The sequence below is a fragment of the Nisaea sp. genome, from assembly GCF_017640745.1.
GTDB lineage: Bacteria > Pseudomonadota > Alphaproteobacteria > Thalassobaculales > Thalassobaculaceae > Nisaea.
Map to the genome: position 1 here is coordinate 129056 of NZ_JAEPQA010000005.1, position 23260 is coordinate 152315.

Consider the following 23260-nt stretch of genomic DNA (forward strand, 5'->3'; position numbering starts at 1 on the left):
CAATAAAATCACCCGAATTCCGGGAAAGGCACTCGGCCAGGATGCGTCGAAACAAGAATCTAGAGATCCTGACCCTTCGCGAAGGGTCATGGGCCATCGAAGGTGCCGCGCGCGATATCGAAAGCGCGGAGAAGACCGCCATGCAGTTCATGGCGCGCGCCGGCGTCATGGGTGTCCGTGTGGTCAAGGAATCCCTCAAGGACATCCGCAATCCGGCACCAGGCGACATCCTGTTCGAAAAACTCCGTGCAACCGGCGGCGGCGATCAGATCGCCGTCGGCGAGATCGGCAACACCCCTCCGGTCTGCGAGGATGTGGAGGAACTCTTCCACGGCGCGGGCCGCAAGACCATCAACCGGCTGTTCCGCGCCTATCTCGACAAACAGGGCGTGACGCCGACCGAGGTCATGCACAATGCCCGCGAGATGAAACGCGCCATGGACTTCCAGTCCATGCTTCCATCGGCCGTCGCCAGAGTCGCCCAGCTCCAGTCGCGGGGCGAGGATGGCGGAGCCACGGGCGCCCGACGCGACGCGCTCTACGGGTTTGTAGAGAAGATCAGCGAACGCGCCAAGAACGCGGAAAGCAAGAAGCTGCCGTCGATCGAAAAGGACGGGATCAACGAATCCATCGAACGCATCAACAAAGCGGCGAACGGAGAGGCCCCCGGCTATCTCTTCCGCGTCGCGGCGAGCCGAGACCTGGTCGGCAAGCGCAACTGGTGGGACAAGTTCGCGACCTCCGTCGGCTGGGCGGAAGCGTGCGAGTCCGACCCCGCTCTCGCCAATCTCGACTGGTTCATCAGCGATGCCCTCAGCAACGCGGAAGTCCTGCAGGATCTGCTCGGCGAACAGGACAGTCTCGCGGGTGCCCTGATCACGCTCATGGAGATCGCTGACGGCGTCCGCGAGATCAACGAAGAGAAAGCCGGCAACCCGGAGAACATCGAGGCGACGGCACTCAAGATCAACAAACTGTTCCGCAAGGCGAAGCTGCCAGAGTCCAAGCTCGCGGTTATGGACCGGGTCTGCCGCCAGCTGCAGGGTTCCGGAGCACTGACCAAGGACAAAGAAGACGAACCGAAGGTGTTCCGGGAAATGCTGCAGAAGCTGATCCCGGGAACCGAACTCGTCGGAGGCCCCGAGATGGCGGAGGCGATCACGCACCGCCAGTCCCACATCATCAACAAGGGCGGCGAAGGCGGCCTGAAGGCGGCAACCGCGAGCGTCCTGCCGGCCCTGCGCGATCCTGGCCGCAAGGCAGGGTACCTGCTCGCCCTGTTCGAGAGCGATCTCGGGCGCAGCATTCTGAAAGACGAGATCGAGCATCATCTCAACGGGCTCTTCATGACGCCCGCGTCGGTCAACCAGATCGTCCGCAGCTCGGTCGCGCCGAACAAGAAGATGGAGAAGGTCACCTCGATCTTCTACCGGATCCAGAACTCGAACCTGCCCGACGCGCGCAAGCAGCAGCTGACCCAGCATCTCGACGAGTTGCTGGCGACCTATATCGTCGACGGCCGCATCCTCGACCGTGTCGACGATCCGGACAAACCGCTCCATATCCGGGCCTTCATGCTGGTCAGCATGTGCCAGCCCGAAATGCTTCCCGACGGCAAGGCGTCAAAACTCGCGCGGGAAATCATCGTGAAGCATTTGCGCCGGCCGAATTTCGAGACCGAGCTCGTGGCACAGGTCCCGGACCCGGCGAAGAAGGAAAAGATCCTCCGGGACTTCCACGTCCAACTGCAGCGCAGCGGATTTTTCGGCTGACCCTGCCGGACAGGACGATATTCCGGAAAGGCGCTAGTCCCCGCCCCGGTTGAGGAACTCGTGCAGCTGCTTTTCGCCGATCCCGCAATTATACCCGCCGGGGCCCCTACCGAGCGCGGCGGGCAGAGCGCGGACCGGTTTCTCCGGCACAAGCCCCGCGACCTCGAGGATCATCTTGCGGCGCACCGCCGAGGCAAAGGATTTGATCCCCTTGGCGGCGATCACAAAGGCACCGTCGCCGCCGATGACGCATTCCTCGTAATAGACATCGAGATCGTCGAGTTTCGGGAAGCCGTAGGGCGACGGCCGCTCGTTCAGGATCGGCAGGGCATTGATCACCAGCCCCGCGGCGATCGCCCGGTCCCGCGCCTCGTCCACACGGGCCCCACTGTTGTTCGGCCCGTCTCCGGAGATATCGATCACCTGTCTTTCCGCAAAGAAACGCGGGTCCTGGAACATCTTGACCGCAAAATCCAGCATGTTGCCGATCGAGGTGCGACGGCCGGCCATATGCGCCCGGACGGAGAGGTTCTCCGCGAAATCATAGGCCGCCTGCTTGCTGTCGATCAGGGTCCAGTCAAGCAGCACGCGCTGATGGGTGCCGCCGGCCCACTCGACATATGAGAGCGCGATGCGACCGAGCTGTCCCGAGAGGATGGTATTGATGACGGCATCGTCCTTGAGGGCCTCGACATAGCCGTCGCGCTGCAGTCCGCCTTCCCAGAAATCGATCGATCCCGAGACGTCGACGGCGAGCAGAAGCTTCAGATCGACCAGCTGCGGACCGGTCTGGGGCAGGCTTTGGGCAAGAGAAGCAGCAGGCAACAGGAAGAGCGCAGCGAGCGCACCGATCGCGGATTTACGCCAAACACCGATAAAACGCGCAAGCGGCATATCAGGTGACCTCCACCCGTATTAGCGCGCATTTTCGGGCGGAGAGGCAAGCCTATGTTGAGAGGAACTCCCTCAAGAGTCCGTTATAAGCCTCCGGCGCTTCCATGTAGGGAGCATGTCCGACCCCCTCTATCCGCACATGTCGCCCGGCGGGATAGAGCGCGGCCAGCGCTTCCGACTGGCGATGGGACACCACCTTGTCGCCCGCGCCGGAGATCAGCAGAACCGGGCAGCGGATCGCGGGCGCCACCGGGCGGGTATCGGCGTGATGAAGCATGGTCGCACAGGTCCTCAGCCCCGCAGCGGTTACCCCGCGGGCAATCTCCTCGACCGTCGCCCGGACCGCTTCCGGTGCGCCGTCCGCAACCATCATGCCGGAGCGCTGCGCGGCGTAGGCCGCACTGCCTTCCTTCTCCAGCGCGGCAATACGCGTCGCGTAACTGGCGGACAGCGGCTCGCTTGCCGGCTTGGCGCTGCCGGAATGAGTACAGGAGAGGATCATGTGCTTGACCCGCTCGCCGCCCTCGCCTGCCACCGCCTGCGCGACGATGCCGCCCATGGAATGCCCGATGACGGAAAAACCGCCGACCCCGAGATGATCCATCAGCGCAAGGGCTAGGGTCGCGAACGCCGTCTGGTCCGGGCCGATCACCATGGTTTCGCCATAGCCCGGCGCGTCCCAGCCGATAATGCGCCAACTATCCGAGAGCGCTGCATACTGCGCCCGCCAGGTCGCCGAATTACCGCCGAGACCATGCAGTGCCAGCAGCACGGGCTTGCCCGAACCGGTGCCGGCCTCGCGATACGAGATATGCCCGGCCGGGGTATCGACCCGCTTCCGCTCAGGTTCTTTCGCCATGACCGTCTCCCTCGGCAGCGCCGGACTCTGAAAATCATTGATTCTTGGGTCATTATGCCAGCATTCCGGCGCGGATAAACGCGCTGACTGCCCCTCCTCTCATTCCATACGAGAACAAGCGCGCATGGCCCGCGATCCGTCGTATCATCCGGCAAAACGGGGAGTAACCATGCAGGACATCGTCGAACTTTCGCGCCTGACTTTCGTCATGGACATGCTGGCGGCGGTGGCCTTCGCGATTTCCGGCTCGCTCGTCGCCTCGCGCAAGGGGCTCGATATTCTCGGCTTCATGTGGCTCGCCATCCTGACCGGCGTCGGCGGCGGCACGGTTCGCGATCTCGTGCTTGACGTGCCCGTCTTCTGGGTCGCCGATCCGTCCCACGTGATCGCCTGCCTGATCACCGCGACGGTGATGTTCTTCATCGCGCCGAAAGTCGAGTCCCGGATCCGGCTGGTGCTATGGTTCGACACACTGGGGCTGGCCTTCGTCACCGTGGTCGGCACGGTCAAGGGGCTCGATCACGGCACCGGACCGCTCATCGCGGTGGTCATGGGTGTGGTGACGGCCTCGGTCGGAGGCATCGTGCGCGATGTGGTCGGCAACGAGGAAAGCATCATCCTCCGCCGGGAGATCTACGTCACCGCCGCAGCCCTCGGAGCGATCACCTATGTCGCACTGGCAGGTCTGGCGATCGGGCGGCTGGAGGCGGCTGTGGCCGCCTTCCTTGTCACTTTCGCCGTCCGCGCGATGGCAATCACCTTCGACTGGTCGATGCCGAGCTATTACCGCAAGCCGAAGACGATCGACGAATACCGCCAGAGCCGAGAGGGCTGACGCTCAGCCGCGCCCGGCCGAGTGATATTCAGCGTTCGGCATCATGTGCACGGCGCTCGCCACCCGGTTCGACATGTTGAAGAAGCCGGCGACATTGGCGATATCCCAGATGTCGCGATCGGCGAACCCGGCGTCGCGCAGCGCCTGCCGGTCGGCCTCTTCCATCTCCCAGGGAGACCGGGTCAGCTTCTCGACGAACGCAACCATCGCCCGCTGCCGCGCGTCGAGACCGGCGTACCGGTGATTGAAGGCGAGCGCCTCGCCAAGCTCCGGCTGGCCGGACAGCTCGCGCACCGCAGCACCGTGGGCGACAAGGCAATAGAAGCAGTGATTGATCGAGGAGACGACGACCGCGATCATCTCCCGCTCCAGCTTGCTGAGACCGGAAGGGCCGAGCATCAGCGTGTTGTAGAGCGAGGTGAAGCCTTTCAGATGCCCGTCGTCGGAGCTGTAGGCCTTGATGACGTTCGGCACCAGACCAAGCTTCTCCGCGCAGAGATCCCAGTATTTCCGCGTCTCTGGCGACAGATCGTCCGCATCCGGGACCGGCAGCCCGATTTCCAGGGCATGCACTTTTTCCTTGCTCACTCTTTCCTCCTGTCAGTCCGATCCGTCCAGCGCCGCCAGCTCACCGAGCGTGACCGGCTTGATGGGCGGGCGGATCCGGTAATAACCGATCCGCTCCGGGGATTCCCCGCGCGCATCGGCAAGAATTTCGGTCACGGTAAGACCGCACATGCGTCCCTGGCACGGCCCCATGCCGGCGCGCAGGAAGGCTTTCGCCTGGTTCGGTCCCGGTGCACCGAGGGCGGCAGCATTGCGGATGGCGGCAGCGCTCACTTCCTCGCAGCGGCACACCGTCACGTCTCCGTCCAGCCGGGCGATCCAGTCCGGCGGCGGGAACATCGCGTCGAGCAGAGGCCGGACGGCGAGTTCCGCACGCAGCGCGTCCCGCGCCTTGACGATCTCGACATCGCCGGAGGGACGGTTGACCGCACCGCAGCGCTCGGCGATCTCGAGCGCCGCGATGCGTCCCGAATGGACCGCCGCCATCGCGCCGCCGATGCCGCCCCCATCCCCGGCGACGAAAACGTTGTCGACGCTGGTCTCGCCGCGATCGCTGAGATCCGGTCGGAAACAACGCTGCGCCGCGTCCCAGTGATGCTCGCAGCGCAGCAGCCGGGTCAGCTGCGGGTTCGGAACGACGCCTTCGTGCAGCAGCAGGTGCGCGGCCTCGAGTTCCACCGGCATGCCAGCGCTCCGGAAACGCACGCGCTCAAGCCGTTCAGCGCCTTTCGCGGCGAGGTCGGTGACGGCCCGGTAAACCGGTATCCCGGAAACTCCTAGCTGCCGCTTCAGCCTGTGGCCCTTGAGCAGCGTGCGCCAGCCGAGCATAGCTTTCGGCAGATGCGGCAGACCGCGGAGATAAGCGCCCGGCGGCGTGGTTTCCAGCAAGGCGGCGATCTTGATGCCGGCGGCGACGCACTGCGCGGCAAAGAGCAGCAGCAAGGGGCCGCTCCCAGCCAAGAGCAGCGATGGCTCCGGATAGAGACCGGAGCTTTTCAGCAGCGTCTGCGCCGCACCGACCGTCATCACGCCGGGCAGCGTCCATCCGGGCACCGGGACCGGACGTTCCATCGCGCCGGTGGCGATCAGCAACGCGCGCGCCGTGAACTGCCGGGTCACCCCGTCCCAGGCGACCGTCAGGCTCTTGTCGCCGTCGTCAGGGCTGTCGACGTGCCAGACGGACGCGCTCGGCCAGAACTGCGCGCCCGAAGCCTCGAAACGCGCGGCAAGCTTCGCACCGCTCGCATAATCCTCGCCGAGAATAGCGAGATTTCCCGGGCGCGCGCCCGCGTTGCGGCCGATCGCGCGCCAGATCTGCCCGCCCGGGGCCGGCTGCTCGTCCACCACAATGACAGAAAGTCCGGCGTCCCGCGCCGTGACCGCCGCAGACATCCCCGCCGGACCGGCGCCGATGATCGCAAGGTCAAACCGGGTCATCGTCCGCCTCCCCCGGCAACCCCGGCGCGCCCTGCTGGCGCCGGACCCGCATCCCGTCCCGCACCTCGACCAGGCAGCTCTGCCGGTTCGGCACGCCGTCGATCTCAACCAGACATTCGAAACAGACGCCCATCATGCAGTAGGGCGCGCGCGGCGCTCCGCTCTTCGGCGTCGTCCGGGTCGTGCCCGCACCCGCAGCCATAAGCGCCGCGGCGACAGAGTCGCCCTCGAGCGCGCTCACCTGCTCGCCCTCAAAGAGGAAGCGTACTTTCCGTCCCTTCTGTTCAGGCAGCCGGCGCAGCATCGAACCTCTCCGGAGAAAAGGCGGCGAAGCGCGCGTTGAACCCGCCGCGAAGGATAACCGGCGCGAGTTCCATCGCATGTGCCGCAGCCAGCGTGACGCCGCTGTGGCAGGAAATGCTGAAGGCGCCGGGCATCGTCTCGCTCTCCCGGTAGATCGGGAAGCCGTCCGGAGACATCACCCGAAGCGCGCTCCAGGTACGGACGATCCGGGCGTCCTTCAGGACCGGAAAGCAGCGGATGATGGAGCGGGCAATCTCGCCGAGTTTCGCCGGATTGATGCGCGTGCTGTAGCCCGCATCCTCCTTCGAATTGCCGAAATTGATCGTGCCGTCGGCGGTCTGCCGCGCATTGACGAGAAGCGTCGGGATCACGGGCTGCATCCGCTCCGTGATCAGGATATGGCCCCGGTTCGGCTCGACCGGGATCGTGAGCCCGACCATCTCCGCCAGCCACTTGTTGGCGAGCCCGGCGGCGATCACAACCTTGCCGCCCCGGAACGTCCCGGCCTTGCCGGAGACGCTGAAACCGTCCCCGTCCTTCTCGATCTTCCGCACCTGCGCGCCGCTGACATAGAGTGCACCGAGCGCCTGCGCGCCGCCATGCAGGCCGCGCAGCAGATAAAGCGGGTTCACGTGGCCGTCGTGGGGAGAATAGCTCGCGCCCGTGACCTCCGGTCCGATCAGCGGCAGCATCTTCCGGACCTCTTCGCGGTCCAGCATCACCCGATCGTTCTCGCCGACTCCCGGCTGGTTGTGCATGCGGCGGATCTCGTCCTCGTTGGCGCGGAAATCCTCCTCGCCGAGGCAGAGTTCCAGCCCGCCCTCCTGCTTCAGTTCGATATCGGTTCCGTCGCCGCCGCGGATCGTGTCGGCAAAGCTCCGGTAGAGATCCTTCGAGCGCCGGGTCCAGCTGGCATATTCATGCATCCCGTCGCCCTTGCCCTGCACCCAGACGAGCCCGAAATTGCCGCGCGAGGCCCTCAGCGCGACATCGCCCTCGTCGAGCATCGTGACGGACGCCCCCTCGCGGGCGAGCCCGTAGGCGACGGCCGCGCCGACCAGCCCGCCGCCGACAACGATGACGTCACTGGCGCCGGTCATCGCATGGTCAGTCGAGCAGCGCTTCGAGATCGGCCTGGACCGCCTTGTCGAACCCGATGAGACGGATCTCGCCGAGATCGATGACCGGCCGCTTGACCAGCGAGGGATGGCTCGCCAGCAGCGCCGGGGCGGTCGTATCGGTCACGCTTTCCTGGATCGCGGGATCGAGCTTCTTCCAGGTCGTGCCGCGCTTGTTGACGACTTTCTCGACACCGAGTTCTTCGATCCAGCCCGCGGCCCGTTCCGCCGTCAGGCCGCCCTTCTTGAAATCGTGGAAGCTGTATGTGACGCCGCGCGCATCGAGCCATTTGCGGGCCTTCTTCACCGTATCGCAGTTCGGAATGCCGTAGACCGTAATCATCGCCTCAGTTCCTTTCCATGCGCGCCGGCAGATCGTCCACCGTCGCGAGCAAGACGTCGACCAGGCTGCGGCCGAGGGTCTTCGAGCGCTCCCCGTCCCAGCCATGCACCGGATCCGGCTGGTTGTCGGCGTCCTTGAACGGCATTTCCAGCGTCATGGAGAGCGCGCCGAGCCTGTTCGCGATATGCCCGGTCGAGGTGGTCAGATTGCCCTTGCCCGGCGCCGGTTTCGGATAGCCGTACGCCGTCTGGAAATCCGGGTTCATCGCCGCGTAGACCGCCTGGAACCGGTCCAGCATGGTAACATGCGCCTCCGATATCCCCGGCACGCCGTAGCTTCCGGCGATGAAGTTATAGGGAATCGCCTCGTCCCCATGAACGTCGAAGGAGAGGTCGATGCCGCGCTCGGCCATCGCCTCCAGCACGCAGAGCACTTCCGGGCTCTTCTCCCGGCTCGGTTCCGCCCATTCGCGGTTGAGGTTCACCCCGAGCGCATTGGTCCGGAGATGCCCGCGCTTGCTGCCGTCTGGGTTCATGTTCGGCACCGCATAGATCACCGCCTTTTCCAGCAGCGCCCGGCTGGTGCCGTCGGCGGGGTCGAGCAGGCGCTCGATGAAGCCTTCCATGTACCATTCCGCCATAGGCTCGCCCGGATGCTGACGGGCGAAGACCCAGAGCTTCTTCTTCCCCTCGGACGGCGTGCCGATGGTCAGCAGGTCGATGGTCTGCAGGTCGTGCGTCTCGCCGATCACTTCGGCGGTGCAGCGCGGGGAGCCCTGCGCGGCGGCGATCAGGTCCTGGTGCCGCTCCATCGAATAGGGCTGGAAATAGGCGTACCAGACATAATCCGCCTCCGGCACATGCCGGATCGTCAGTTCGGTGCCGTCATAGGAGGTCGGCACCCGGAACCAGGTCTCCCGGTCGTAGGAGGCGCAGGCGCGGTAATTCTCCCACCCTTTCGGATAGCTCGAGCCGCTGGCGTTCAGGATCCGCATGGTAACACCGCGCCCGTTCGCGCCGGAAAGGCGGAAATGGAACCACTGGTAAAAGTCGGAGCGGTGGTCCTTGACGATGCGGAGCCGGATGTCGTTCGGATCGTCGATCGAGACGGTCTCAATATTGCCGCTGTCGAAGGCAGCATCGATACGCAGCATGGGAACTCCCGGAGGTGGTCGGCGGTGACGGAGCGGTGCGGATGACCAGTTTCCGGGAGACTACGCGGCACCAGCTTTCCGCACCAGAGAGGAGTGCGGAAAGAGTCTCTTGGGTAACCGGCGCCGCAAGACATTCGAGGATGCGGAACGGGACCGCCGACGATCCCCGGGCTTTGACAGCGCGGGGACTGGTGCCGCCGCCATCCGTGAATCTTCACTCAGAAAAAAACCCCGGCCGTCATCGGGCCGGGGCAAGAGGGAGGATATTCGTTCAGGCTCTCGCAGAGGCCTCGGTTGCCGGCTGCTCGGCACTTCGGATCGCCCAGCGCAGGACCGTGTAGCCGATCACGCCGGAAAGGATGGAGCCGCTCATCACGCCGAGCCGCACGGCGCGCGCATGCTCCGGATCGCTGAAGGCGAGCGTGCCGATAAAGAGGCTCATGGTGAAACCGATACCGGCCAGCAGCGAGACGCCATAGATCTGCGCGAAGTTCGTATCTTTCGGCAGCGAGGTGAAGCCGGACTTGATCATCGCAAAGGTAAAGCCGAAGACGCCGATCTGCTTGCCGAGGAAAAGACCCAGCGCGATACCCAGCGGCAGCGGCTGGAACAGGTCGGCGATCGAGAGGCCGGTCAGCGGAATGCCGGCATTCGCGAAGGCGAAGAGCGGCATGATCATGAAACCGACCCAGGGCTTCAGGCCATGCTCGAGACGGATCAGCGGCGGCTCCTCGTCCTCGCGGGTGCGGAGCGGGATCGTCAGGCCGATCACCACGCCGGCCAGCGTCGCATGCACGCCGGACTTCAGCACCGCGACCCACATGACCGCCCCGACCAGTACGTAGGGCGCAACGCGCGTGACGCCGAGCCGGTTCATGGCGACCAGCACCACCGCGCCCACCAGCCCGGACAGCAGCGCGGTCTGCGAGAGTTCCGCCGTGTAAAACAGAGCGATGATCACGATCGCCCCGAGGTCGTCGATGATCGCGAGGGACAGCAGGAAGACCTTGAGAGCCGGCGGCACGCGATTGCCGAGAAGCGCCAGAACCCCGAGCGCGAAGGCAATGTCGGTCGCCGCCGGGATCGCCCAGCCCTGCATTTCCACCGCCATGCCCCAGGTGAAGAAGAGAAAGATCACGGCGGGCATCGCCATGCCGCCGACCGCCGCAAAAGTCGGCAATGCGGCCTCGCGCGGATCGGAAAGATGGCCTTCCACCAGCTCCCGTTTGATCTCGAGCGCGACGTAGAAGAAGAAGATCGCCATCAGGCCGTCGTTGATCCAGAGCAGCAGCGGCTTGTCGATGATGATCTGGCCGACCGCGAAGGTCACCGGGGTCTCAAGCAGCCCGTCATAGGCCCAGGACAGCGAGGAATTGTCGAGGATCAGCGCGAGGATCGCGGCGAGGAACAGCAGGACGCCCGGCGCCGCCTCGTGGCGCAGCAGGGCGAAAACGGAGCGCGAAGCAGCGGGTGCGGAAGCCGACATGGGAAATCCTGACGTCAGAAATGCGACAAACTGACGTTTATGTAGGGGAATGGATTTGAAATTCAACAAACAGATATAAAATGATATAAACGACGACGCAAAAATCAGGCACCGCGATGCTGAGCAAACCGCTTCTGACGATCCACGAGGTCGCCGACCTGTTGAAAATGAAGGAAAGCACGGTCCGCCACTGGATTCGCGACGGCGATTTGCGTGCGATCAAGATGGGGCGCGACTGGCGAGTGTCGGAAAAGGATCTGGAAAGCTACCTGAACGCCCACGCCAACAAGCCTGAGGCCTGAGTCCAGAAGCCCCCACCGTCATCCCGGCGCAGGCCGGGACCCAGGGGATCATGGAACCGCACTCTGCATCGCTGGGCCCCGGCCTCCGCCGGGGTGACGGCATGTGACTAGTTCTCACCGCTTGCGCACGAACTCCGTGCGGAGCACGAGGCCCTTGATGCTCTCGTGCCGGCAGTCGATCTCTTCCGGATTGTCCGTCAGCCGGATCGACTTGATGACGGTGCCCTGCTTCAGGGTCTGCCCCGCGCCTTTCACCTTCAGGTCCTTGATCAGCGTGACCGAGTCCCCGTCGGCGAGCGTGTTGCCGGCCGCGTCCAGGACCGCGTTCGCCGCCGCCCGCTCGGCCGCGAGCTCAGAGGCCGGCCGCCATTCGCCGGTCGCTTCGTCGTAGACGTATTCGTCATCCTGATCGGACATGGGGGTCTCTTTCCTGCACGGGATCGTGCGGTCCTTATACGCCCCTCGCCCGCCCGCACAACGGCCATGGGGTCGCACCCCTCAGCACGCACAACGGCCGTCATCCCGGCGCAGGCCGGGACCCAGGGGATCGTAGAGCCGTGCCCGTCATCCCTGGGTCCCGACCTCCGTCGGGATGACGACTTCGGAAAGCTAGGGCGGCGCTACCCCTTCAGCGCCAGCACCCCGCCGAGCGCGACGAACGCCCCGCCGGCCAGCATCTTCGCCTGCCGGAGCCAGGCGAACCCGCTCGCCCGTGACGCGAGGCGTTCGGCGGCGAAGACATAGACCACCTTGACGCCCCCGACCGAGACCACGGCGATGAACGAGAGCAGCGCGATATCCGCTCCGGAAAGGGCGGTCAGATCGAGGAAGGTCGGCAGCAGGCTCGCATAGAAGAGGATCGCCTTCACGTCCCCCATGGTCAGCAGCAGCCCGGCCATGAAGCTCCCCGCAAGCCCGCCACGCGCGCCCTTCGGTTTCACCGCGGCGCCCTCCCCGGCCACGGGCCGCAACTGGGAACGGATCAGCGAGATCCCGAACCAGACGAGATAGGCCGCCGCCGCGTAGCGGATCAGCGCGAACAGCGCCCCGAGCTCCGCCGCCAGCGCCGCCATGCCGAGCACCGCGAGCGCGATGAACACCAGGTCCCCGGTCACGATCCCGAGCGCCACCGCGAGCCCGTGCCGCACGCCGGACATCGCCGACCGCGCGACGACGAGCGCGACGCTGGAACTCGGCAGCGCCGCCATCGCGGCCAGAACGAGGAAAAGTGTGGCGGTGCCGAGGAGAGTCATGACGCCGTGCTCCGTTTCAGATCTTGCGGTCCCGCGCGGAAGGCAGTCCGGGATAGTCGATGACGGTAATCAGCTGGTCGACCTCGCCGCTACCGCAGCAGACCGGCGTCGAGACGGATTCGAAGGCGATCCAGGAATTGTTCAGCGACCAGATCGTCGAGCCCTTGCGGAAGGTCGGGACGGCGCGGCCGATGGTCTCGCGGTACCGTCCGAGCATGGCCTCGGCGCCGATCTTGTACTCGGACTCCGAGACGTATTTGCGGCTGAGGTCACGCCCGATCACGCTGACGATCTCGGTGCCGACGATGCGGTGAAAGAAATCGCGTCCGCCGTCGACGACCTCGACAATCTGCACATGACCGATCCAGGGCAGCAGGCTCTCCGGCGTGAAATGCGCGCGGTCCGGGATTTCCGCGCCATGGCGGCACTCCTGCCAGAAGCGGTGGAAGGAGCGCACGAGCGGGCTGGTGATGGCCTCTTCGGTAACGATGTCGGTCTCAGACATTCGGGCGCCTCCCCGCATCCACGCGAGACCTCAAGGCGACGGAGGGCGATCCGCTATGTCCCGAACATTCCTGCAACGATATGTCGACCAGAACCACGCAACATCAAAAGGATAGTCAGGATATCCGAGTTCCGGGCCGGCGGCAAAGGGGCGAATTGGGTCGGGTGGCGGCGCCTGTGCGCGAGAGATGGGGGGCGAGGGAGAGATGAGCAGGATTTCCCGCTAACTTCGGGTGTCCCGCCAATTTCAAACGAGTCGTGTGTCCATTTAATCTCGCCGCTCAAAATCGCCACGTAAATACCGTCATCCCGGATCGGGGTCCGGGATGACGAATTGTTGTTGTGGACTTGGCTGTATGTTGAATTAATCTAAACAAATAAAATCTCAAGGCGCGAACGAATGACAACCCTACGTATCCGCCGGTCCTATCGAATAGGCTTACTACTAATCGAACTTGTTTTATTCGTTTGCATATTTGTCTCTATTCCATCCAATCAAAGCGCGTCGTCAAAGCCTTACTACATTTTGCAATTGAGGAATGTGTTTGGTGAGTGGAACGACGCTCTCTTGGTCTTTGGATATGCGGATAATGCTTATGCGTGTAAGGAAGTGCTTGAAGCGATGACGGCAAAGAATCCAGCTCGACTATACAGATGTGTTCGTAAGACCGAATGAATGACAGCTTATAAAAAAAAGGAGTTGCGCAGATCACTGCTGCTGAATGTTACTCCCAACCCGATACCCCAACACCAGCTCGTCCCCCGTCTTCCCCCGGATCCCCCAGTTCGTCCTCGGCGTTTCGAAGATCGTGATCTCCACATCCTCGACCGGGATGCCGAGCCCCGCCGGGACCCGCTCCATGATCGCGTGCAGCAGCGCCCTCTTCGTCTCCGGCGCCCGGCCCTCGAACATGGAGATCTCGATCACCGTATAGGCGGACGTCCGGTCGGCCGGGCGGATGAAATCCTCCGGTTCGAGCGGGATGAAGCGGTGGAAGCGCTTCTCCTCGGGCAGTTTCAGGAATTCGGTCGAGCAGCCGTGCAGGATGTCGGACAGGCGCGACCGGTGGCGCGCGAGATGGGCGCGCTCACCGTAGATCTTGTAATGAGCCATGGGAGGGCTCAGCCGTCGTCGCGGGTCTCGGACGCGGCGGCCTGCGCCTTCTCCTGCCGCTTCTGGCGCCAGAGCGAATAGACATACATGACCGCACCGAACACGAGGCCATAGACCACGGCGCGGTAGACGTCCTCGCCGGTCACCTCGGTGCTCGGGCCAAGCCAGCCCTGCGCCTGGGCGCCGAGCATCAGGATGCAGAGCACGACGCCGTTGAAGACGCCGCGCCAGAGCGGCTTCTCCAGGATGAAGGGTTTGCGTTCTTCCCTCCCAGTCCCGGGGGTCCCGGATCCGTTCTCGCCGCTCATTGCATTTCCCTCACGTCACTCAGTTGGGCGTTTTGATATCGAGGCCCAATTGTGCCCGACGGCGGAGCCAGAGGCTAGGCCGGTAACGGTCGTCGCCGCTGACGGCATGCATCGCCGCCATGATGGCGAAGGCGCGCTCGACGCCGAGATCGGCGACGATCTCCAGCGGGCCGAGCGGATAGTTCAGGCCGAGCTTCATGGCGAGGTCGATGCTGTCCGGATCGGCGATGCCGATCTGCGCCATCTCGCAGCCGAGATTGCCGACCATGCCGCGGATGCGCTGGGCGATGAAGCCGGCGCTGTCCTTGATCGCCGTCACCTTGCGCCCGTTCTTCTGCAGCGCCGCCGAGACCGCGTTGAGCGCGTCTTCCGACGCCCCCGGCGCGGACATGATCGTCACCCTTTTGGAGGTATCGCCGGTCACGTCGATGGCGACGAGACGGGTGTGGTCGATGCCCATGCGGCTGGCGAAGGTGGCGCAATCCTCGCCGAAGAGCGCGGCGACGATCGGCGAGGAGCCGTCGTCGGTCTCGTCGAGCGCGACGCCCGCCAGCAGGTCGTCCAGTTCCGGCGCGTGCGCGGCGCCATGGATCTGCACCGCCGCGGCGGCCGAGGTCTCGTGATCCGGGCTCGGCGGATCGATCTCCTGCCCCTTTTCGTCATAGCGGAAATGGCCGATGCCGGTCTTCCGCCCGAAGCGGCCCGCGTCGTAGAGCGCCTTGTGCAGCGGCACGGTGCGCAGGCGCGGATCGTAGCTGTACTGCTCGTGAACGATCATCGAGACCGGGTAGTTCACGTCGATCCCGGTCAGGTCCATGAGCTGGAACGGGCCCATGCGGAAATGCCCGCAATCGCGCATCACCGCATCGACCTGGGCCGGCGTCGCGACGCCCTCGTGCACCACGGCGAGGCCCTCGGTGGTGAAAGCGCGGCCGCCGAAATTCACCAGGAAGCCCGGTGCGTCCTTCACCTTCACGGGCGTACGGCCCATGCGCTCGCCGAGGGCGCAGAGCCCGTCCATCACCCATTCCTCGGTGCCCGGTCCGCGGATCACCTCGACGAGGCGCATCAGCGGCACGGGATTGAAGAAATGGAAGCCTGCGACCCGCTCCGGGCGCTTGCAGACCCGCGCGATGGAGCCGATCGGCAGCGAGGAGGTGTTGGAGGTCAGCAGGCAGTCTTCGGCGACATGTTCCTCGAGCTCGGCGAAGACCTTCTGCTTCACCTCGAGATTCTCGAAGATCGCCTCGACCACGCACTGGCAATCCCTGAAGTCGGCGAGGCTGGAGGCGACGGTGACCCGCTCCGCCATCGCGGCGACAGCGTCGGCCGTCAGCTTGCCTTTCTCGACCAGACGCTCGAGGCGCGAGATCACCTGCGCCTTGCCGGCCGCGGCGGCGCCCTCCTTGGCGTCGAACAGCACGACGTTCATCTCGCCCTGGAGGGAGACCTGCACGATCCCCTGCCCCATGGCTCCCGCACCGATCACACCGACGGTGAGACCGGCTTTTCCCGCATCGAATGTCATCGCATCAGACCTTTTCAATGATGGTCGCCATGCCCTGGCCGACGCCGATGCACATGGTGCAGAGCGCGTATTTGCCGCCCTTGTCCTGCAGCTCCTCGGTCGCGGTCATGATCAGGCGCGCGCCGCTGGCGCCGAGCGGATGGCCGAGCGCGATGGCGCCGCCGTTCGGGTTCACCCGCTCGTCGTCGTCGTCGATGCCGAGATCGCGCAGCGAGGCGAGCACCTGGGCCGCGAAGGCCTCGTTCAGTTCCATCACGGAAAGGTCGCCGACCTTGAGACCGGCGCGCTCCAGCACCTTGCGGCTGGCCGGGATCGGGCCGACGCCCATGATCCGCGGCTCGACGCCGGCGGCGGCACCGGTGACGATGCGGGCGCGCGGGGTCAGGCCATGACGCCTGGCGGCTTCCTCGGAGCAGACGATCATCGCCGCCGCGCCGTCATTGACGCCGCTGGCATTGCCCGCCGTGACGGAACCGCCTTCCTTGCGGAACGGGGTGCCGAGCTTGGCGAGCGCCTCGGCGGTCGTGTCCGGGCGCGGATGCTCGTCCGTGTCGACCACGGTGACGGCGCCCTTGCGGCCCTGGATCTCGACCGCGGCGATCTCGCGCGCAAGACGGCCGTTCGCCAGCGCCTTGCCGGCGCGCTGCTGGGAGCGCAGCGCGAAGGCGTCCTGGTCCTCGCGGCTGATCTGGAACTGCTCGGCGACGTTCTCCGCCGTCTCCGGCATGGAATCGGTGCCGTACTGCTTCTGCATCTGCGGATTGATGAAGCGCCAGCCGATGGTGGTATCGTAGATCTCGGCATTGCGGTCGAAGGCGCTGGTCGCCTTGCCCATGACGAAGGGCGCGCGGGACATGCTCTCGACGCCGCCGGCGATGAAGAAATCGCCCTCGCCGGAGCGGATCGCGCGGGCCGCGGCATTCACCGCCTCCATGCCCGAGGCGCAGAGCCGGTTGACCGTCGCGCCCGGCACTTCCGGTGACAGGCCGGCCAGCAGCAGGGCCATGCGGGCGACATTGCGGTTGTCCTCGCCGGCCTGGTTGACGCAGCCGTAATAGACGTCGTCGAGATCGTTCCAGTCGACCGAGCCGTTGCGCGCCATCAGGCTCTTGATCGGATGCGCCGCCAGATCGTCCGCGCGGACCGCGGAGAGCGCGCCGCCATAGCGGCCAATGGGGGTGCGGATCGCATCGCAGATGAAGGCTTCGGTCATGTCGGCGGCTCCCAATGAGTTTTTTGCGAAACTGAATTTCGCAGCTTATTGTCGCGTGCAGTATGCACAGCCTAATATCCCGGTCAATTTCCACTCGGGAAGCATAATCTTGCCGTCCGCGCCCTCACCTCCGGACGGTGCCAAGCCAAGGGAGCAAACAGTGTCCGTCGTCATCCTCGATCATCCGCGCGAGCGCGAAGAGAACGACCGCATCGCCATCGTCCGCATCAACCGTCCGGACGCGCTGAACGCGCTGAACCTGGAAGTGCGGCAGGAGCTGGCCCGCATCTTCCGGGAGCTGACCGAGGACGACGAGGTGCTGGCGGTGGTGCTGGCCGGCGACGAGAAGGCGTTTGCCGCCGGCGCGGACCTGAAGGACATGGCGGACCGCACCACTGTCGAGATGTTCCACCGGCGCACCGAACGCCTCTGGCAGGCGATCGCCGACTATCCGAAACCTGTGATCGCGGCGATCAACGGCTATGCCCTCGGCGGCGGGCTGGAGCTCGCCATGCATGCCGACATCATCGTGATCGGCGAGACGGCGCAGGTCGGCCAGCCGGAAGTCCGCGTCGGCATCATGCCGGGCGCCGGCGGCACCCAGCGCCTGACCCGCGCGGTCGGCAAGTTCCAGGCGATGCGGCTCTGCCTCACCGGCCGGCCGATCGACGGCAAGGAGGCCTTCGCCATCGGGCTCGCCAGCCAGGTGGTGCCGGACGCGGAGGTCTTCGAGACCGCCTACAAGATGGCGAAGGACATCACCCGCATGCCGCCGATCGCCGTGCAGCAGATCAAGTCGGCGATCATCAAGGGTCAGGACGCCTCGCTGGAGACCGGCATGGCGCTTGAGCGGGCGATGTTCCAGGGCCTCTTTGCCACCGCCGACCAGAGCGAGGGCATGCATGCCTTCATCGAGAAGCGCCGGCCGGAGTTCAAGGGCGAATAGGACGCCTTCCCTCAAAGGGAGCGGAAGATGGCGGCGGCGGGAGGCTACGCACCGCCGTCCGCCGCTCCCCAGGCGCGCGATAGCAATGTCCTCAGGCGCGCGCCCCTGATCATATCCTCTCCGATCGCATTGCCCAGTTCCCGATAGGCCTCGAACTGCGCCGGGTCGAAGAACTGGTCCGAGGTCGGCTCGTGCGGAAAGGCCGGATGGTCGGTCTTGTAGCCACGCGTCTCGAGGCTGAGCCCGTCCAGCATCACCGCCTTGATATAGACGATCACGCCCTCCTCCTCCGGCGTCTCCGTCCCCCGCGCGGGATATTTGATCCGGCCGATGATGTATCCATGGTCCGCGGCGGTCCCGTTGACCGGAAAACCGGTCTCCCGGCGCGGCACGAGGCTGGAGACGCGGTTGCGCCAATGGTCGTAGACCTGGCTCTCGCCGAGCGCGACGGGCTTGCCCGCCCCATCCGCCTTCTCGAAGGCCTTCACATATTCGTCCCGGTCGTAGAACGGCTGTCCGAATTCGACATTCACGCCGAAATCCTGGCTGACCCGGCGGACCGTGTTCTGCAGATCGCCGAACTGGAAATCCGGATCCGCCCCGGCATCCGACACGACGATGAGTCGGCAGCGCCGGCGGATCAGTTCGTAGATCGCCAGATTTTCGAAATGCCCCCCGTCGCTGAGCTGGAACCATTTCCCCTTTTCCGACAGCGGCGACAGGCCGATCGACGAGGCCATGACGTCGAAATGGCTCGGCTTGCCGCTGTACCAGAGGAATTTCGGCGCGTTCCTGTTGCGCACGAAATAGCCGAGCCGGATATTCAGCAGGCTCATCAGCCAGGAGACCGAGCGCCTCCGCGTCGCGCCTGTGCCCGCCCAGCCGGAATTCGGGTTCGCCGCTGCGCCCGAAATCGTCATCGCGGTCGCCAGCGTCATGTCGCCGCCGGAGAACTTGACGGTCGGCTGGTAGCCCCCGGCATCGCCGCCGCAATAGATCCGCGACATGACGAAATTGTCCCCGCCGCGCCGCCGGTAGAGGCTGTTCTTGGACTCCGTCAGGATCAGATTTGTATTGACCAGATGGTACGGCGCACCGGTGTCCGGATCGGAAATGTCGCGCAGTTCCTCGATATTCGCGCCGGTCGCCTTGTCGACCCGGTTGCCGGAAATCGACTGCGGCATCGGCATGAAGGCTTCCATCAGCCGGTCGCGGTAGAAGCGGTGCAGCGAGATGTAGTTCGCATTGACCAGATAGCCGCTGAGCAAGGCAACCGCGAGGAAGACAAGGAAAACGGCATTGCCGATCCCGAGCTGGGCGATCCAGTGTCCGTCGGAATCGGAAACGGCGATGACGCCTCCATGTTCCCGCACGATCAGCCCGAGCGTGCAGGTCAGCACCAGAAAGCCGCCGAGCACGAGCAGCGCAAGCCCGGGGAGAACCGCGCTTTTTATCAGTGGATGCTGGGATTTCTTTGCCGAGACCAGCGCGCTGGCCATACCGGCAAACATCGCCCCCGCACCGGAGCTGCCAAAACTTCCGAGGGTGCCATGCAGCAGAACGGCGATGTAGGGAAGCACGCCGACCGCGACTGCCAGCACGCTGAACGGCAGGATCCACTTGCCGGAAACCTCGAAGAGCCGGCGCTGGGCATAGGACCAGGCAGCATCCTTTCGCCGCGTGATGAAGAAGGTACCGACGGAATAGATCAGCGAGACCAGAGCGAAGAACGCGAGCCCCAGAAGTCCGCCGATCAGGACGATCTCGTGCAGATTGAGGAACCCTGGCCGGAGCAGCGACGCCGCCGCTTCCGGGAGGTTTGATTCAATCGCGGCGGGATCCAGGACCATCGCCTGAAGGTCCGGCCACCAGGGTGCCCGGAAGCCGAGCATCAGGATCAGGAAGAGCGCCATGAAGACCGGCACCCAGACCAGCAAGTTCAGCAGGATGCCCCGCACCACAACGGCAACCCCGGAGAGGAGAGAGATATCCGGGTTCGGCGCGAGATATTCCGCATGTTCGCGCAGGTAGCGCAGCATGCCTTCCCAGTGCGCCGGGTTCGCCCGGTCCTTCGGCGGTGCGGTGCCGAAGGGAAAATCGGCGGGGCCGAGGCCGTACGGGCCGCGGCCGGAGTCGGCCTCGGCGCGGTGCTTCTCGTAGTTCTTGCCGAGCAGCCAGCTGAGGCAGGAGCCGATATAGCCGCCGCCCGAGACCGTCGAGAGATAGTCGAAGCCCTTCAGCAGATCGTGGCGTGCCAGCGATTGCAGCAACCCGAGCGCGAAGGTGGCGGAGCGGATGCCGCCACCGGAGATGGCGAGCCCGGTGAACCGCTCGGCATCGCCGCCGCCGAACCTGCCGCGCCGGGCCGAAAGCCGGGCGCGTTCAAGCTTGTAGATTTCGCTCTCGCAGAAATTCTCGCCGCGGATCTCGTCCTTGGTGCGCGATCCGATCGGCCTGAAGGTGGCGTCTTCCGTCATCACTCTTCTCCATGCCTTTCGCAAGGATGGAGAAGAGTAAATAGATATGCAATTTAAAATTGCAGATCGACCGATGTATTTTTCACCCTAAAGGCGCACCACCAGCTTGCCGAAATGTCCGGCCGCCCGCATGGCATGGAAAGCCTGACGCGCGTCCGCGAAATCGAAGGTCTCGCTGATCACCGGTTTCAAGCCATGCTGCGAGATCGCCGCGTTCATGTCTTCGAAGACCCGCCGGGAGCCGACATAGATACCCTGCAGCCGGATGGACTTGCGCATGATCATCACCGGATTGACCGTGCCGCCCGTCAGCACGCCGATCAGCCCGATGCTGCCCGCGATCCGGGTCGAGGCGATGGAGCGCTCCAGCGTTCCCGCACCGCCGACCTCGACCGTATGGTCGACGCCGCGTCCGCCGGTCAGTTCCAGAACCTTCTCCTGCCACTCGGGATGCGTGCGGTAATTGATCACCTCGTCCGCACCCATCGCCTTCAGACGCGCGATCTTCTCGTCGCTGGAGGAGGTGCAGATCGCGCGCACGCCCATCAGCTTGCAGAACTGCAGCGCGAAGACCGAGACGCCGCCGGTACCGAGCAGCAATACCGTCTCGCCCGCCTTCACGTTGCCCTTCTCCACCAGGCTGACCCAGGCGGTCAGCGCGGCGCAGGGCAGCGTCGCCGCCTCCTCGTAGGAGAGATGCGCCGGCATGGCGACGAGCCCGTCCTCGCGCAGCACGACATACTCCGCCAGCATGCCGTCGACGGTCCCACCGAGCGCGCGCCCCATGATCTCCGGCGTGATGTCGCCGTCCTGCCAGCCCTGGAAGAAGCAGCCGCAGACCTTGTCGCCCGCCTTCCAGCGGGTGACGCCGGCACCGGTTTCGACCACGTCGCCCGCTCCGTCGGAATTCGGGATGCGCGGATAGGGAATGCCCCGCGGCACCGGGTCCTCGACGGTCGAGAGGTCGCGGTAGTTGATCGAGGAGGCGCGCACCCGCACCAGCACCTCGCCCGGCCCCGGCTTCGGGTCCGGCCGCTCGTTCAGCGCCAGCGCGTCGACGCCGCCGTCGGAAACGATCTCGTAGGCTTTCATCGGAAAATCTCCCGGTGAGTGTCTTGTCAGGCGCCGAAGCGGCCGCAATCGATCAGCAGGGTCTGCCCGGTCACGGCACCGTTGGCGCAGAAGAACAGCATGGTCTCGGCGATGTCTTCCGGCTCCACCATGCGCTTCAGCAGGGAATTGGCAACCGACGTGTCCTTCCGCGACTGCGGCCAGACATCGGTCCAGGGCGTCCGGACAAGGCCCGGCGCCACCGCGTTGACCCGGACCTCCGGCGCCATCGCCTTGGCGAGGTTCTTGGTCAGGTTCATCAGCGCGCCCTTGGAGGCGGCATAGGCGATCGAGCTGCCGATCCCGCCGAAGGCCGCGATCGAAGCGGTGTTGACGATGCAGCCCCGGCTTTCCTTCAACGCCGGCCGCGCGGCGCGGGCGCAGCGGAACGGGCCCATCAGGTTGGTCTGCAGGATCTGCGACCAGAATTCCTCGGTCATCGCCTCCAGATCCTCGAACGGGATGGGCTCGATGGAAACCGGTGTGCCCGCATTGTTGATCAGGATGTCGAGCCCGCCGAGCGCGTCGATGGCGTCCGCCACCATGCGGTCGGCGTCCTTCGGGTCGGCGACGTTGCCGGCGATAGCCTGGGCGGAGAGGCCGGCCTGGCGGAAGGCCGCCACCGTCTCCTCGCCGCGCACGTCGTCCGGCAGATGGTTCACAGCGACCTCGGCGCCGCATTCCGCCAGCAGCTTCGCCGTCGCGCGCCCGATGCCGGACGCGCCGCCGGTGACCAGCGCCTTCTTGCCGCTCAGATCGGCCTTCAGCATGTCCCGCCCCCCGATCAGGCGTTGGCGCCGAGCTTGAAGGCGGCACGCGCCTCGCTCGGATCCGCGACTTCGCCGCCGATGCTCTCGATGATCTGCACCGCACGCTCCACGAGTTGACCGTTGTTCTTCGCGAGCTCGCCGCGGGCAATGTAGAGATTGTCCTCAAGTCCGACGCGGGTGTGGCCGCCAAGCATGGCCGCCTGCGCCACCATCGGGAATTCGGTGCGCGAGATGCCGAAACCGGACCAGATCGCGTCCTCGGGCAGCAGGCTCTTCATGAAGGCCATGCCTTCCGGCGTTGCCGGCGCGCCCCACGGAATGCCGAGGCAGAGCTGGAAAAGCGCCGGGGATTCGAGATGGCCTTCCTTGATCAGCTGCTTCGCCAGCAGGACATGGCCGCTGTCGAACACTTCCAGTTCCGGTTTGACGCCGAGCTCCTTCGCCCGGTCGGCCATGGCGCGCAGATGCTTCGGCACGTTGACCATGGCGCGCTCGCCGAAATTCAGCGTTGCGACGTCGAGCGTACAGATGTCCGGCAGCAGATCGGCGATATGCTGCATCCGGACTTCCGGCGTCTTCATGTTGGTACCCTTGTCGAACGCAATCGGCTCGACATCGCCCGGAATGAAGCTGCCGCCCGGCCCGGTCGTCAGGTTGATCACGACGTCGGAGCCGCTGTCGCGGATCCGCCCGACGGTCTCGCGGTAAAGCTCCAGGTCCATGCTCGCCTTGCCCGTCTCCGGGTCGCGGACATGGATATGGACGACAGCGGCCCCCGCCTTGCGCGCCTCGAGCGCAGCATCGGCGATCTGCTTCGGCGTGACCGGCACGGCCTTGCTCTTGCCGGCGGTGTCGGCGCTGCCCGTCAGGGCACATGTGATAACGGTTTTCTGGCTCATTTCGCTCCCCAGTCAGCTGCCATCTGGTTGCGCCTTCCGAATTGTGGAAAGATGTTCCACGGCGCTTGT

At 65.1% G+C, this 23260-nt stretch carries 24 protein-coding genes; 4 read left to right on the forward strand and 20 right to left on the reverse strand.

The window, feature by feature from the left end; all coding sequences use genetic code 11:
* Positions 1 to 41: 41 nt before the first annotated feature.
* On the forward strand, positions 42 to 1772 hold the full coding sequence (locus JJ959_RS05970; RefSeq protein WP_292880813.1) for a hypothetical protein: 1731 nt from the start codon (positions 42 to 44) through the stop codon (positions 1770 to 1772).
* Positions 1773 to 1805: 33 nt separating this feature from the next.
* Here JJ959_RS05970 and JJ959_RS05975 read toward each other — a convergent pair whose 3' ends face one another.
* Positions 1806 to 2666, reverse strand: a complete 861-nt coding sequence (locus JJ959_RS05975; protein WP_292880816.1) for a DUF1194 domain-containing protein — start codon at positions 2664 to 2666, stop codon at positions 1806 to 1808.
* Between the two features lie 52 nt (positions 2667 to 2718).
* The gene (locus JJ959_RS05980; protein ID WP_292880819.1) at positions 2719 to 3525 is read right to left on the reverse strand and encodes an alpha/beta fold hydrolase; all 807 of its coding nucleotides are present in this window, start codon (positions 3523 to 3525) and stop codon (positions 2719 to 2721) included.
* Between the two features lie 169 nt (positions 3526 to 3694).
* Between JJ959_RS05980 and JJ959_RS05985 the strand changes: the two genes are divergently transcribed.
* Positions 3695 to 4360, forward strand: coding sequence for a trimeric intracellular cation channel family protein (locus tag JJ959_RS05985; RefSeq protein ID WP_292880822.1), 666 nt, complete (start codon positions 3695 to 3697; stop codon positions 4358 to 4360).
* 3 nt (positions 4361 to 4363) lie between these two features.
* Here JJ959_RS05985 and JJ959_RS05990 read toward each other — a convergent pair whose 3' ends face one another.
* The 7 genes from JJ959_RS05990 to nhaA all read right to left on the reverse strand — a co-directional run bounded on the left by JJ959_RS05990 (position 4364) and on the right by nhaA (position 10767).
* Positions 4364 to 4948 carry a peroxidase-related enzyme gene (locus JJ959_RS05990; RefSeq protein ID WP_292880825.1) on the reverse strand — a complete coding sequence of 195 codons (585 nt, stop codon included), beginning with the start codon at positions 4946 to 4948 and terminating at the stop codon, positions 4364 to 4366.
* Positions 4949 to 4960: 12 nt separating this feature from the next.
* On the reverse strand, positions 4961 to 6364 hold the full coding sequence (locus JJ959_RS05995; protein WP_292880828.1) for an FAD-dependent oxidoreductase: 1404 nt from the start codon (positions 6362 to 6364) through the stop codon (positions 4961 to 4963).
* Positions 6351 to 6668 carry a (2Fe-2S)-binding protein gene (locus tag JJ959_RS06000; RefSeq protein WP_292880830.1) on the reverse strand — a complete coding sequence of 106 codons (318 nt, stop codon included), beginning with the start codon at positions 6666 to 6668 and terminating at the stop codon, positions 6351 to 6353. The genes JJ959_RS05995 and JJ959_RS06000 overlap by 14 nt, the downstream gene beginning before the upstream one ends.
* Positions 6649 to 7767, reverse strand: coding sequence for an FAD-dependent oxidoreductase (locus JJ959_RS06005; RefSeq protein WP_292880831.1), 1119 nt, complete (start codon positions 7765 to 7767; stop codon positions 6649 to 6651). Before JJ959_RS06005 ends, JJ959_RS06000 begins: the two co-directional genes overlap by 20 nt.
* A gap of 7 nt (positions 7768 to 7774) precedes the next feature.
* On the reverse strand, positions 7775 to 8128 hold the full coding sequence (locus JJ959_RS06010; protein WP_292880833.1) for an arsenate reductase: 354 nt from the start codon (positions 8126 to 8128) through the stop codon (positions 7775 to 7777).
* A 4-nt stretch (positions 8129 to 8132) separates the two neighbouring features.
* The gene (locus JJ959_RS06015) at positions 8133 to 9281 is read right to left on the reverse strand and encodes a M14-type cytosolic carboxypeptidase (protein WP_292880835.1); all 1149 of its coding nucleotides are present in this window, start codon (positions 9279 to 9281) and stop codon (positions 8133 to 8135) included.
* A 271-nt stretch (positions 9282 to 9552) separates the two neighbouring features.
* The gene (nhaA, locus tag JJ959_RS06020; RefSeq protein WP_292880837.1) at positions 9553 to 10767 is read right to left on the reverse strand and encodes a Na+/H+ antiporter NhaA; all 1215 of its coding nucleotides are present in this window, start codon (positions 10765 to 10767) and stop codon (positions 9553 to 9555) included.
* 116 nt (positions 10768 to 10883) lie between these two features.
* On the opposite strand from nhaA, the gene JJ959_RS06025 reads away from it, so the two are divergent.
* A complete protein-coding gene (locus JJ959_RS06025) occupies positions 10884 to 11069 on the forward strand; it encodes a helix-turn-helix domain-containing protein (protein WP_292880840.1) in 186 nt (61 codons plus the stop codon).
* A gap of 114 nt (positions 11070 to 11183) precedes the next feature.
* Here JJ959_RS06025 and JJ959_RS06030 read toward each other — a convergent pair whose 3' ends face one another.
* From JJ959_RS06030 to pcaF, 7 genes are all read right to left on the reverse strand, one after another.
* On the reverse strand, positions 11184 to 11486 hold the full coding sequence (locus JJ959_RS06030; RefSeq protein WP_292880842.1) for an alkylphosphonate utilization protein: 303 nt from the start codon (positions 11484 to 11486) through the stop codon (positions 11184 to 11186).
* A 203-nt stretch (positions 11487 to 11689) separates the two neighbouring features.
* On the reverse strand, positions 11690 to 12322 hold the full coding sequence (locus JJ959_RS06035) for a LysE family translocator (protein WP_292880845.1): 633 nt from the start codon (positions 12320 to 12322) through the stop codon (positions 11690 to 11692).
* A gap of 16 nt (positions 12323 to 12338) precedes the next feature.
* Positions 12339 to 12827 carry a PAS domain-containing protein gene (locus JJ959_RS06040; protein WP_292880848.1) on the reverse strand — a complete coding sequence of 163 codons (489 nt, stop codon included), beginning with the start codon at positions 12825 to 12827 and terminating at the stop codon, positions 12339 to 12341.
* A 708-nt stretch (positions 12828 to 13535) separates the two neighbouring features.
* Complete coding sequence (locus JJ959_RS06045; protein ID WP_292880851.1) at positions 13536 to 13940, reverse strand: tautomerase family protein; 405 nt, start codon at positions 13938 to 13940, stop codon at positions 13536 to 13538.
* An 8-nt stretch (positions 13941 to 13948) separates the two neighbouring features.
* The gene (locus tag JJ959_RS06050) at positions 13949 to 14248 is read right to left on the reverse strand and encodes a hypothetical protein (protein ID WP_292880854.1); all 300 of its coding nucleotides are present in this window, start codon (positions 14246 to 14248) and stop codon (positions 13949 to 13951) included.
* 19 nt (positions 14249 to 14267) lie between these two features.
* Positions 14268 to 15776, reverse strand: a complete 1509-nt coding sequence (locus JJ959_RS06055) for a 3-hydroxyacyl-CoA dehydrogenase (protein WP_292880856.1) — start codon at positions 15774 to 15776, stop codon at positions 14268 to 14270.
* 4 nt (positions 15777 to 15780) lie between these two features.
* On the reverse strand, positions 15781 to 16989 hold the full coding sequence (pcaF, locus tag JJ959_RS06060) for a 3-oxoadipyl-CoA thiolase (RefSeq protein ID WP_292880860.1): 1209 nt from the start codon (positions 16987 to 16989) through the stop codon (positions 15781 to 15783).
* A gap of 160 nt (positions 16990 to 17149) precedes the next feature.
* Here pcaF and JJ959_RS06065 point away from each other — a divergent pair, with 160 nt between their 5' ends.
* Positions 17150 to 17935, forward strand: a complete 786-nt coding sequence (locus tag JJ959_RS06065; protein ID WP_292880863.1) for an enoyl-CoA hydratase-related protein — start codon at positions 17150 to 17152, stop codon at positions 17933 to 17935.
* Between the two features lie 44 nt (positions 17936 to 17979).
* Here the strand turns inward: JJ959_RS06065 and JJ959_RS06070 are convergent, their stop codons facing one another.
* From JJ959_RS06070 to JJ959_RS06085, 4 genes are all read right to left on the reverse strand, one after another.
* Positions 17980 to 20412: a patatin-like phospholipase family protein gene (locus tag JJ959_RS06070; RefSeq protein WP_292880865.1), complete on the reverse strand. Its 2433-nt coding sequence runs from the start codon at positions 20410 to 20412 to the stop codon at positions 17980 to 17982.
* An 87-nt stretch (positions 20413 to 20499) separates the two neighbouring features.
* The gene (locus JJ959_RS06075; protein WP_292880866.1) at positions 20500 to 21504 is read right to left on the reverse strand and encodes an NAD(P)-dependent alcohol dehydrogenase; all 1005 of its coding nucleotides are present in this window, start codon (positions 21502 to 21504) and stop codon (positions 20500 to 20502) included.
* Between the two features lie 26 nt (positions 21505 to 21530).
* A complete protein-coding gene (locus JJ959_RS06080; protein WP_292880868.1) occupies positions 21531 to 22292 on the reverse strand; it encodes an SDR family oxidoreductase in 762 nt (253 codons plus the stop codon).
* A gap of 14 nt (positions 22293 to 22306) precedes the next feature.
* The gene (locus tag JJ959_RS06085) at positions 22307 to 23191 is read right to left on the reverse strand and encodes a 3-keto-5-aminohexanoate cleavage protein (RefSeq protein ID WP_292880871.1); all 885 of its coding nucleotides are present in this window, start codon (positions 23189 to 23191) and stop codon (positions 22307 to 22309) included.
* Positions 23192 to 23260 lie beyond the last annotated feature (69 nt).